We start from the raw sequence: 12,681 nt of genomic DNA on the forward strand, positions 1-12,681 counted from the left end.
ACCTACATTTTGCTTTTTACTCTATTGGTTGCCGCGCTGTTGGCTGGATCGTCGGGCCAAAAATGTTTAGGGTAACGACCCTTCATTTCTTTTTGTACATCGCGATAACTACTAGCCCAAAAGTGCGCTAGATCTTGCGTAAGTTGTAATGAACGCTTACCTGGCGAGAGTAATTCCATAAGCAGTGGCAGCTTGCCATTTGCAAGCATTGGCGTACTTGTTAAACCATACACTTCTTGCATGCGCACGCTTAACTTTGCGGGGCCATCTAACTGGTAATTAATTTTTATATTTGAGCCACTCGGTACCGTTAACCTAAGCGGTAACAATGTTTTTAGGGCTGTTTGCTGTGTCCAGTCAAAACAATTTTGCAGTGCTTCAAAGTAGTTAAACTTTTTAAGCTGCTCCAGCGTTTTTATATCCTGTAAATATACGCCTAACCAATCATCAGCTGTTTTGATAAGTTGCTGCTCGCTTATTGCCGGGAACGTATCAGTCATAAACTGACTGGCTAAACTCATGCGTATTAATAATTGCTGCGCGTCGGGTTGTTCATTAAATAATGCAAAACCATGCTTGGTAAATAAATTAAGCCACGCTTTAGCGCGCTCGGTTTTATCAAGCTTTTGCTTACTTGGTTGGCTTGTAAGCGTAATAGCGCCGAGCTTTACTTCGTCTTGATGAATAAAGCGTGCGGTTTTTTCATCAAATTCACAGCGGGTAAGCGAAGTAAACAAATGCGGTAAGTAATCTTGTAGCTCAAATGGGCTAAGTGCGGTGGCTGCAAAAATACGCGTGCCTTTATGGCCGCCCATGCTTGCAATAGCAAGGTAGTCATCGTTATGCCAGTAATCGGTGTTTAAATCAGCGCCCGCACCATTGGCAAGTAAGTAGCCATTACCGCGTTTTTTTGCAATGCGATCGGGGTAAGCTAATGCCACCAGCAAACCTAAATACTCGGTGTTTAGCTCCCTGTTACTGTCGGTTACTTTTAAACGGCTTTGCCAGTATTTTAACTGCTGTTTAAATACTGGGTGTGGCCTTTGCTGTTGGCTATGTAGCGCCAAGCTTAGCTCGTTGGCGCTGTTTATTCGGCTCTCAAGCAGCGCCACTAAATAAAGTGCTAAGCGATAAATACCAGGGAGTTCTGCCTCAAGCGCTTGCGCTTTTAAAAGCATATGCGCTAAGCGAATATCCGCCCCAAAACCCAGCATGTTGTTGCCCAATTTGGTTAACTTGCCTTTGCCGTCAATGGCTTCAAGCATGGTTAGTAAGTTTGCCGCTTGCGTGCATTGCTGCGCTGTTGGCGTATCAAGTAAGGTGAGTTCGCTAATATTTGCGCCCCACTGTTTTGCCTCCAGCATAAGTTGGCTTATGTCTGAAGTGAGTATTTCGGGGCTATCGTGGCTATTACGTCGCTCAAATGTTTGTTTAGAGCCAAGCCTGTAAACAACACCGGGTTCTATTCGCCCTGCACGCCCTGCACGCTGCACAGCAGAGGAGCGCGATATACTTTGTGTTGTAAGCTCCGTTACGCCTGTTTTTAAGTTATAGCTCGCTGCGCGGCGTTTACCGCTATCAATAACAATGCGAATGCCTTCAATGGTTAAGCTGGTTTCGGCTACATTAGTAGTAAGCACAACTTTGCGCATGCCCTCAGGCGCAGGAGCAATCGCCGCTTGCTGATTGGCTTTATCTTGTTCGCCAAATAATGTGGCAACTAAGCAATTACTTGGTAAATCATTAAGGGCCTGTTGTACGCGTGATATTTCAAATTGACCAGGTAAAAATACTAATGCACTGCCGCTTTGCTCGTTTAGTGCTTGTTTTATTAAAGAGGGTATAGCATCTAACCATCGACTTTCATCTTTTATGGGTATGTATACTTCGTCTATGGGGTAGCTTCGCCCGCTTGATTGTATAACTGGGCAATCAAAAAATTGCGTATAGCGCTCGGTATCAAGGGTGGCCGACATAAGTAGTATGGTTAAATCGTCACGCAGTGCACTTTGAGTCTCTAAAGCAAAGGCCAGGGAGGTATCGGCTGCAATTGAGCGCTCATGAAATTCATCAAAAATCAGTAAATCTATATCGCTTAATTCGGGGTCGTTTTGTAGCATGCGGGTAAGCATACCCTCGGTGACTATTTCAAGGCGCGTATTACTGCTTACTTTACTCTCGCCGCGTACTCGCAAACCAACACTCTGGCCCACTTTTTCGTTTTGGCACTGTGCTAAGTAATTGGCAATATTACGTGCTGCTAAGCGGCGCGGCTCCAGCATTACAATACGTTTAAAATGGCCGTCGCGCATAAGCTGTAGCGGCAACCAGGTTGATTTACCTGCACCAGGCGGTGCTTGTAATAACGTTATAGGGTTACTTTGTAATGTAGTTAGAAGTTGTTGATATATGTTTTGAACCGGCAGCACTGCTATTTACCCAAAATTGCTTTGTATGCATTGTAACAAAAACCAAAAATAAACGCGCCGCAAAAGCTGTGTGGTTATAAAGGGCATCATAATCAGAAATAATTACAGACCGCTCTGTACATTTTTTAAGGACATGCGCGCTATATTAATTACTACTGCCTCAATAAAAGCATAACACCATGATTATAAATACAAAATTTAAATTTAACTTATTGGTACACGCCTTGCTCCTTTTATAGTGAACGTTAAATAAATCTAAGTAAGGAGAAACTTATGAACAGCGATCGTATGAAAGGTAATTGGAACGAACTTAAAGGTAAGGCGCAACAAAAATGGGGCGATCTTACTGACGACGATTTAGACAAAATTGAAGGTAGCCGTACAGAGCTAGTGGGTAAAATCCAGCAGCAGTATGGTAAATCTAAAGAAGAAGCAGAGCGTGAAGTAGATGAGTTTGAAAAAACTCACTAATCGCTAACTTCTAAAAAAACCGCCATTTGGCGGTTTTTTTGTTTAACGGCTAAAAAAGGACGTTATTTACGCTTTTAATTGGTTACCTATAGGCAGTTGCCTAATGCGTTTACCGCAGGCAGCAAAAATAGCGTTACACAATGCAGGGGCATAAACCGGTGTTGCGGGCTCCCCAACACCTGCAGGTGGTGCATCGCTTTGTATTATTTCTACTTCTACCTCTAAAGGTGAATCGCTCATACGCGGTACGCGGTAATCATGAAAGTTACTTTGCTGTACTCGGCCTTTATCAAAAGTAATACCATCGCTAATTGCAGTGGTAATACCGTAAATAGAGCCACCTTGCGTTTGGTTTTTAACGGTATCGGTGTTTACTACCGTACCCGCATCAATAGCCACCCACGATTTAATCACGTTTAAATCACCAGCGTCCGATACCTCTACCTCAACCACCGTAGCCACATAGGTTAAAAAGCTGCGGTGCGCAGCAATACCTAAGCCGCGCCCTTTTGGAAGTGTTCTCCCCCAATTTGCCATACTCGCTGCTTTTTCAATAACATGACGCAAACGGCTTGTTTCAAGTGGATAAACCGCTTTATCGCCACCGTAGTTATTATAGTTTGCGTTCTGGTTTGCAAAATCGATAGTACGCGCTGGCCCAATGGTTTCCAATAAATAATCTTTTGAGTCTTTACCCGCCTTGTGGGCAGCCTCATTTATAAATGACTGCACGGCAAACGCATGAAAAATATTTGTGACCGAGCGCATCCAGCCTATTCGGGCTTTTGCTGGTGCTTCACCTCGTTCCAGTTTCATATTGGGTGCTAAAATTGGATTATCAGTAAAACCTAGGTCTAGCTCAAAGCCACCAGGTGCAGATGCCCCTTCTTGAAAGGTAGACATAATTGGCGAAAACGCCGTGCGATGCAAGTAAGCCTCAATATTACCTTTTTCATTGAGTGACGCTTCAATATGTTGAGCCGATACCGCATGATAAAAACTGTGTTGAATATCATCCTCTCGAGTCCATTGAACGCGAATAGGTTTACCAGTTTTCATTGAAATGTAGGCGGCCTCTGCTGAAAAATCAGGTTTTGATTTACGCCCAAATCCGCCACCTAACATGGTGACATGCACGTTAATTTTACTCTCGTCCATACCCAGTAATGCAGCCACAGTTTTCATATCGGCTTGCGGGTTTTGCGTTGCAGCCCAAATATCTACACTGTCTTTATTGTATATTGCCGTGGCGCAAGGTGGCTCCATAGGTGCTTGAGTTAAGTGCGGCGCGTAATAGTCGGCAACTAATTTATTGCTCGATTTAGCCAATACGCTGGTGGTATCGCCTTTTTCGCGCACATGCGCTTGCGGCTCATTCACTGTTTGCAGTAACGACTTTTTAAAGCTCTCTGAATTATAATCGCCATTTTTACCATCATCCCACACCACGTTTAGTGCTTTACGCGCCTGCCATGCAGCCCAGGTATTTTTAGCAACAATAGCAATACCGCCTTTTGGCTGAAATTGCGGCGCACCTTTTGGTACAGGCATTTCAATAACATCAACTACGCCATTAATTGCTTTAGCGGCGCTGGCATCAAACGATTTAACTACACCACCTACTACCGGAGGACGCTCAATAATAGCCACCAGCGCTTTTGGTTCGCGTACATCGGCAGCAAATGTGGCTTTACCGGTTACTAAATCGGTTAAATCTATGTGCGCCATACCGGTATTTATATAACGCCATTCTTTACGTGTTTTAAGTGTTAGCTTATCAGGCTCTGGCGGTGTAATACCAAGCGCTAGATCTATTAAATCTTTATAGGCAAGCGTTTTACCCGAGCTGTGGGTAACCACGTGCTGATTAGCTTTACAGGTTTGTGGCTCAACTTTCCAATATTTAGCAGCTGCGTGCTGCATCATGTAGCGTACACTTGCGCCCATTTCGCGCAGGCGCTGCATGTTGTAGCGAATACTACGCGAGCCATCGGTATTTTGATCCCCGTATTTAGGGTCACCTTTACCTTGAATAACAACTACTTTATCCCATGCAGCTTCCATTTCGTCTGCCACAATTTGAGCAATGGCTGTACGAATTTGTTGGCCCATTTCAGAGCGGTGGCAGGTTATTTCAACCATACCATCGGGGCGCAGAGCTATAAATAAGTTAGCGCGCTTTGCTTGCTCAGAGGGTTGTTCTAACACGCCAGCAAACGCTCTTGGTGCACTGCCTACAAAATAAGTGCCTAATACTAATGCGCCTATTGCGCTGGTTTTTAAAAATTGGCGGCGGTTTAGGTCAAAGTACGTATTGTCGTTTTTCATACCTCTTCCCCTTGTTCATTTGGGTCAAAATACTCAACGCCCGCAATGGTTTTAGCCGCCGACTTAATCGCTTTATGAATACGCGGATAAGTGCCACAACGGCAAATATTGCCCGACATATTACTCACTATTTCATCATCAGTTGGATTGGGGTTAGCCGCTAATAAGCTTGCCGCTTGCATTATTTGCCCGCACTGACAAAACCCACATTGCGGCACTTTATGCTCAACCCACGCTTTTTGTACAGGGTGGTCGCCTTGCTCGCTTAGCCCTTCAATAGAGGTAATATTGCGCCCTACTACAGCCGATACCGGTAATACACATGAGCGCTGCGCTACGCCATCAATATGTATGGTGCACGCACCACACTGCGCCATACCACAGCCAAATTTAGGCCCTGTTAAATTTAATTCATCTCGAAGATACCAAAGCACCGGCGTTGACGGATCGCCTGTAAACTCATGTTTATTACCATTAACGGTAAGCGTGATCATATTTAACTCCTTGGCAAAGCGCTTTAAAGGAATTCCTTATTGCGCGAGAACGGTTTGAATACTTGCTACTTTTTTAGCCTACCACTTAGGATTGGTTTATTGAAATTTTTATCGGTAAGTGGCTTTAATAAGCATTGGCAAGTCGCTAAACATAAAAACCGCCCTATGGCGGTTTTATGTATAAACTAAATGCTAGTTATTTAGTTAGTGCTAATTTAACCGCGGCCTGTGCATGAATTTGGGTGGTATCGTAAAGGGGCACGGTTGTATGTTTCGGCTCTACTAATAAAGCGATTTCAGTACAGCCTAAAACAATAGCCTGTGCACCTTTTTCAAACATACGCTCAATAATATTTATAAACTCAGCTCGGGCTTCATCATTAATAATACCTTGGCATAACTGATTGTAAATTATGTCGTGAACACGCGCTCGCTCATTAGGCTCGGGTATTAACACTTCAATGTTATGCCTATCGGTTAACCGCCCTTTGTAAAAGTTTTGCTCCATTGTAAATTGCGTGCCCAGCAACCCTACTCGCGTTATTTTATCGTGTTTTAACTGATCTGCGGTTGCGTCAGCGATATGTAAAATAGGAATACTAATATTACTGGCGATATGGTCAGCCACTTTGTGCATGGTGTTTGTGCAAATAAGTAAAAAATCAGCCCCACCAGCCTCTACCGATTTAGCCGCCTCGGTAAGTAACTTAGCTGTTTGTTGCCAATCACCTTGATGCTGCAGCGTTTCAATTTCGGCAAAATCAACACTTATCATACAAATTTTGGCACTATGTAGCCCGCCCAATGAGTGTTTAACGCCTTCGTTTAAAGCCTTGTAATAGCTGGCTGTTGACTCCCAACTCATACCACCAAGCATGCCAATCGTTTTCATAAAATTGCCTTTTTAGTTTACTAAAAGAACTAAGCAGTCATCCTAAAATATCTTGATTAGCTGAGGGATTAAGCTATAGCTATTTTTTAATGCCTCGTTCGGTTTTACAAACGATTACAATAGCGGTAATAAAATTAAAGAAAATGCCAAGAACAAACCAAAGTAAAGCACTTCGACCTGTAGATTTAGCCCACCAAGCACTGAAAAAAGCAAAAAAGAATACAGCCAATGCACTACGATTAAATTCCTCTTCTAACTTTTCTGTGTCGTAAGACAAGCTCGATAACTTACTTTCTAACTCATTGACCTTTTTAGTTAATAGCATAATTTTTTCACTTTGCTCATTTTGTGCAGTGACTGTTTCTATAGGCTGAGCGTATGCCAATAATGAGCTTGCAACCCATATCATAATGCAGAGTATAAATTTCATTTTATTCCTTTAAATTATTTAAACTTAAACAGGAAATTAACCAAATGCGTTAATTGAGGTTGAGATAAAAAACCAGTATTTAAAGCTTTTCTTTGTTTATTAAAGCTCTTTCTTTAACTGCAGATTGGCGAATAAAAAACATTATTACGCAGCCTGCAATATTCCCACCTATTAATAAATTGAGTATGGCTAAAGTAGTTATTTGATTAACTTTTCTCTTAGATACAGCCCATAAATGCCAAAAAGCATAACTACAAAGGCCAAGTACTGCCAAAACTAGCGAAAATGGATGTACACTCCCTTTTTTGAGAACAATAAATACCATTCCAGAAGCAAGAATTAGTAAAGCCCAGATAGTTGACAGGCAAAAGGCAAGACGCGACCCCATTTTTTTTGACCCCATTATTTTTTCTCCGAACAGATTTTTTCAATGAGCCGCTTAGCCTGCCTTGAAAACAAACTCAAGTTACCAGAGCCAAAAAAAGCCCCACGAGTGCAACCTTCAGGTAAACACAGAGTGAGGCTTTAAACTGAAAATCGAAACTAAACTATTAAATTATCTAAATAGCTACTAAGCTCTTTAATTTGTTTTGCATCACAAAATATCTTAGTACTTTCACCACTGTCTAAATTAATTACTAAGCATTTCCATACCAAATAATTTTTGACTTCAATTGCTTTAATACTAGAAAGTTTTTTATGGTATGACAACTTCGTAATACCAATTATAATTTCTTTATTCTTAAAGCCCACTTTAGAAAATGAACCTGAGAAATAATTAATTTTTCCTTGGTTGTTATAAGTAAAACAACCAGCACATCTTATCAACTTTTCAAAATTAGTATTTATTCGGTTTCTGGTTACAAGAAGAGCCAAAAGACCGAAAAATAAATAATCTGCTATGATCGAACTTATTACTAAAAAAACTATCATTAAATATCCTACTCAAACCAAGCACTAACTCCGGTAACTATATCGGCTAATACATCTGTTTTATAAACTTCTCCATAGGTACCTGTTATTCCAGCTTCTGCGCCTACCCCTAAGGATAAACCGAACTCTCTTATAATCCCTTCGGTAGGCTCTCGCTTTCCATGAAATATATCTCGCGCGGCATCGACACCATGGTGTGATGCTGGTAAACCTATAGAGCCATTTACATTAGCCCCTGAACCACTCAATGCTAAACCATACCCACCAAAATCATCGATAGTCACATCATCACTTGTCCAAACTGCGTTCCAGAATAGGCCAAATCCTTTACCTGCACCGGCTCCTAGCTCTTTATTTGCGACATAAGCCAACTCTAAAGTATCAGAGTCAAACAGTATCATTGAACTCGCACTACCTTTACCAAAGAAAGTGAAACCACCGCCTACATTTATACCAATTGGCTCTTCACCACTGGGGTCAATAAATTTATGTGGATTATTATTAGCATATACGTAGCGATTAAAACCGTGCACGGCATTTCCACTTTCTTGGTGCCCCAAGAATTCTACCGGATCATTCGAATAAAAACGCCCGATAACTGGATCATAGTATCGTGCCTGCATATAACTCAACCCTAAGTCGGTGTCGAATTTATGCCCTGTGTACCCCACATCATCTTTGGGGGCTTCTATCGTTTCACCAAATGGACGAGCATGCTGTCGGCTTTCATCTATGCTTTGCGATGTTACATCACCATATTTAGCTATGAGTTTTTTACCTAAGTAAATATAGTTAGTACCTTCACCGGTTATGGTGTCACCTTTTTCTCTGTACAGTAATGTACCACCTTGGCTGTACATTGAATAACTTGTACCATTGATGTCAGTTTGTTTTACTCGGCGATTATGCCCGTCATATAGATAGCTATTGCCTTTTGCAGTGGTAAGTTGGTTAGCACGGTTAAAGTTAAGCGTATATGCGCCATTATCATTGATGTTCCCTCGATCATCATAACCTATTGAGCCGTATTGGCCATTTACGCCATTCACTTTAAATAAGCGATTTTTAGCATAATCATATTCATAGGTAAGTGTTTTATTTTTACTTTTATAGTATGTGATGTTTCCAAACCCATCGTAATGCATTTCACTCGAGCCGATTTCAGAGCCACCAGTGGTGCTTGTTAGGCGGTCTAGGCCATCATATTCTAAATTCGTCAAACTATATTTAGGGTTTTGGTCATCAATGATTGAGGTAACATTCGCATTATTATCGTAATCATAAGTCAATGACATAACCGTACTAGGTAGATTACTGCCACCGGCGCCTGTATCTTTTAAGCGTTTTGGCAGTAAACTATCTGTGTGTATTGTTGTTTCATGTTTTACACCGTTGCCATATGTAAATGATTTCAACAAACCATTTGCATAATATGTAGCACTTTTAGCAAAGCTTAAAGCAACAGTTCCACCATCATAACTTTGCGCTTCTGTTGGCTCACCAAAACTATTGGGCTGGAAATTTACAATAGTTCCATCGGGGTAACCTAAGTGCTCTAGCTGTTGTAAATCATTGTATTTATAATCAAGCATTAGAGGTGTTTCATCATCAACAAATAATTGTTCTTCTTCAAGAAGGTTTTGATTATTGTATTCGTAACGATGAACTACGCTGCCAGCTTCTAAAGTCAAAATGTTACCATTGTTATCCCGTTCGTAAATCACGTCTCCCGAGTTATCTGGGTAGTCAACTTTATGTAATTCGCCGTGACCATCATAACTAAAGGTGGTACTATTTTCTGGTTCTGAAATACGACATTCAGTATCATCAACTCCAGGTTTACTCCAAACTAATTCACCTAAAGCATTGTGTTTATAAAGCACGTTACCAACATCCTCACGAGTTACTAGGCATAATTGTTTATAATCATCATAGTAACGATTTTCATGAAAAGTTTTCAAGTTAGCATCGCTAGTATAACCATTTTGAGAAATTGAATTTACGTGTCCATAAACATCAACATCAATTGTTGTTGTGACATTTTCCGGTGATTCAATTCTAGTTATTACATCATAATTAGGAGAGCCAAATGCTTGAAACGAAGTAGTGGTAGTGTTTCCTTTTGCGTCGGTAACTTGAATTCTATTACCGGCTAAATATGCATAGGTGACTTGACCTAAACCACTAGTAGAAACTTCTTTAATACGACCAAACCCATCGTAAATAGTCTCTATACCATTTAAATTTATTTTTGAAGATGACCAAAATGATTCAAAAATCTTCTGGTTATTATAATCGTAGTTAAAGTTTTTATAACGCGTATCTGTACCATCTGTTTGAACAAGTTGTTTTAACCTCATCAAACCATCAAATATCTCGGTTACAGAGTAAACAGGCTCACTCTCGCAGCTACTTAGTTCAAGATCTAAATTACAATATTTGACAATCCGTTTAGGGCTTGTACCGTCTGAATAGTCCCAAGTGAAAAATTTACCATACCAATCATTACCAAACTTTTCGTCATTAGAATAACTTACAGCTTGAATAGCACCACTAGAGTGGTATGAAAAACTCGTTTGGTTTCCATTTAAATCAGTTGTTCCTATTTCCCAACCATTAGCGTCCAACTCCTTTGACATAGTAATATGATCATCGCCATACCTGGCTATTTTTCTTATCGTTTTTGCTATACCAAACTTATAATCTGAAAATAAAACAAATCGATTTCCTTGGTTATTAACCGCATTATATTCCTCTTTTATTATATTTCCTTCCGAATCATATTCAGGATAACGATTTACCCATCTCCCAAACTGTTTCTTCTCAAACGGTAAGCCTAACCCATCATATTGCCCTTTAGCTGTTACATCATCATGGTAGGTGATCTCTGAAATAGTTTGATAGCTGTTTTCACTATCATCTTCAGATACCATTACTGATGTTGGCAAACCCAATAACCAGTTATCACCGGTTTCATGTTGGTAGGATAACAGTGTAAATTTTGTTTTACCGCTAAAGCTTTCTTCTATCTTTGTTGGCTTCCCATACAAGTCATCAGATTCAAAACTTGTACTATATATACCGCCATCTTGCGAAATAATACGTCCTTTTAATCTTACTTTTGAAGTTAAAGATTTAGCTATATCTTCTGGGAAATCCAAGAAAGTAAATTCGCCTATGTCTGCTATTAATTCATAGGTATAGTTTATTTCTTTTGTAATAGAATCTTCATTCTCCGAATCATAGTTGGTGACAACTTCTCTCAATAACTTACCATGTTGAAATGATTTATCATCAGAAAAATATTTAATCGAAGTGTCCAAATCTCGAGTTGCTGTAAACTGGACCACGTTCTTTGAATTAAGGCTGCTATCTTTATAATCAAAAAACCATGTATTAGTATTATCAACACCATCATTCACTACTTTTGAATGTAACTTTCTATTTTCTCTATATGGATCGTTCCTCATACGATTAAATACTTTATACGAGTAAGATATTGTTCCCCCGCTTGGAAGGGTAACCATAGTAAGGAGTCTAGGACCATTATATTCGAAGTAATGAGGGTTACCTTCATCTCGATATGATTTCTTATCATCCAATGAAACTTCGCCATATTTATAACGCCAGACTTTTTCTCCAGAGGTAACTTCGCTTAAATAATACCTTCCATCCATCGGATTATCATAATAGCCATATTCAATAGACTGACCACCATCAACTGCTATATTTTTGATTCTCTCATTATATCTGCTAGGTGTTGATGAGAAGTAATTTACATCTATATTTGTACCGTCACTACGATTTATTTTGGTCAACCTTTGCTCTATATAAGGAACTCTTATATGCGATGCATTATGTCCTATATCATTCTTTGGCATAAAAAAGTTGCCATGAGATTCATAATCATAGGTAATGGCTGTCCCAAAAATGTTATTTACTTCTGAAGCAAATAGAGTTGTATTTCCTGTATGATTAAATTGATGACTTAAGCCAATATGACTATAAATAGCTTGAACAACGTCTATTCTATATGTAAGACCTTTTGGTGACTTTACAACAAAGCCGTTACCATCACTCGTACATGTTGCTATCCAGTCATTAGTTGTAACCCATTTAGCTGATGGATAGCGAGCATCGTCTGTATTTTTGAATAATTGCTGAGCTGACTGGCCCGGTATTTTTAAAGTCATGCCTGACCAATATTTCTTAGCGATCTGTATTCCACCGCTATTTAATGTAGAAGCACGGCCATCACCAGGGTATGGATCGTTACAGATTCCCGTTCTAGTTGTACTAACATGATCTATCAGCTTATCGTATTCAGCTTTATCAGGGGTCGCACTCCATCCTCTAGTTATGCCATAAGGTACAGTTGGTATTATTATCCTTGGAATCTCCAGGCGCCAGTTGCTCATACTGCCAATTTGACCGTTAAAACCCCAGACTCTCTCACTTTGCCCAAAACTTCTTGAAATCAAAATGTCCATACCATTTCCACCAGGAATGTGCATGTCTATAGATTCGTAACTCAGCTGACCATTTATAGGGTTAATATTCTCGCCTACACTTTGATACCCATTTTCAATAGAGTATTGTTCAGTAAACCCTTTGTAATCTTTTGCTGTTAAGCTCTCAACAGAGCTTGAAAAAAAGAGTATGACAAGTAGTGGTATTCCACATATCAAATTATTCATTTCTACT

The 12,681-nt window shown here is 40.1% G+C and carries 9 protein-coding genes; 1 reads left to right on the forward strand and 8 read right to left on the reverse strand.

Annotated features, from left to right (window positions below):
- Positions 1-2 precede the first annotated feature (2 nt).
- Complete coding sequence (gene hrpB / locus PMAN_RS10525; protein WP_010557019.1) at positions 3-2,429, reverse strand: ATP-dependent helicase HrpB; 2,427 nt, start codon at positions 2,427-2,429, stop codon at positions 3-5.
- Positions 2,430-2,702: 273 nt separating this feature from the next.
- Between hrpB and PMAN_RS10530 the strand changes: the two genes are divergently transcribed.
- The gene (locus PMAN_RS10530; RefSeq protein WP_002958133.1) at positions 2,703-2,900 is read left to right on the forward strand and encodes a CsbD family protein; all 198 of its coding nucleotides are present in this window, start codon (positions 2,703-2,705) and stop codon (positions 2,898-2,900) included.
- A 66-nt stretch (positions 2,901-2,966) separates the two neighbouring features.
- Here the strand turns inward: PMAN_RS10530 and PMAN_RS10535 are convergent, their stop codons facing one another.
- From PMAN_RS10535 to PMAN_RS19155, 7 genes are all read right to left on the reverse strand, one after another.
- Complete coding sequence (locus tag PMAN_RS10535; RefSeq protein ID WP_010557018.1) at positions 2,967-5,228, reverse strand: xanthine dehydrogenase family protein molybdopterin-binding subunit; 2,262 nt, start codon at positions 5,226-5,228, stop codon at positions 2,967-2,969.
- Positions 5,225-5,722 carry a (2Fe-2S)-binding protein gene (locus PMAN_RS10540; protein WP_006791476.1) on the reverse strand — a complete coding sequence of 166 codons (498 nt, stop codon included), beginning with the start codon at positions 5,720-5,722 and terminating at the stop codon, positions 5,225-5,227. The genes PMAN_RS10535 and PMAN_RS10540 overlap by 4 nt, the downstream gene beginning before the upstream one ends.
- A 196-nt stretch (positions 5,723-5,918) precedes the next feature.
- Complete coding sequence (locus PMAN_RS10545; RefSeq protein WP_010557017.1) at positions 5,919-6,614, reverse strand: aspartate/glutamate racemase family protein; 696 nt, start codon at positions 6,612-6,614, stop codon at positions 5,919-5,921.
- A 79-nt stretch (positions 6,615-6,693) separates the two neighbouring features.
- Positions 6,694-7,044, reverse strand: a complete 351-nt coding sequence (locus tag PMAN_RS10550) for a hypothetical protein (RefSeq protein WP_010557016.1) — start codon at positions 7,042-7,044, stop codon at positions 6,694-6,696.
- A 79-nt stretch (positions 7,045-7,123) separates the two neighbouring features.
- Positions 7,124-7,447, reverse strand: a complete 324-nt coding sequence (locus PMAN_RS10555; protein ID WP_010557015.1) for a hypothetical protein — start codon at positions 7,445-7,447, stop codon at positions 7,124-7,126.
- A gap of 140 nt (positions 7,448-7,587) precedes the next feature.
- Positions 7,588-7,977, reverse strand: coding sequence for a hypothetical protein (locus tag PMAN_RS10560; protein ID WP_010557014.1), 390 nt, complete (start codon positions 7,975-7,977; stop codon positions 7,588-7,590).
- Positions 7,978-7,985: 8 nt separating this feature from the next.
- Positions 7,986-12,674, reverse strand: coding sequence for an RHS repeat domain-containing protein (locus tag PMAN_RS19155; RefSeq protein WP_010557013.1), 4,689 nt, complete (start codon positions 12,672-12,674; stop codon positions 7,986-7,988).
- Positions 12,675-12,681 lie beyond the last annotated feature (7 nt).

The sequence above is a fragment of the Pseudoalteromonas marina genome, from assembly GCF_000238335.3.
Classification (GTDB): Bacteria; Pseudomonadota; Gammaproteobacteria; order Enterobacterales; family Alteromonadaceae; genus Pseudoalteromonas; species Pseudoalteromonas marina.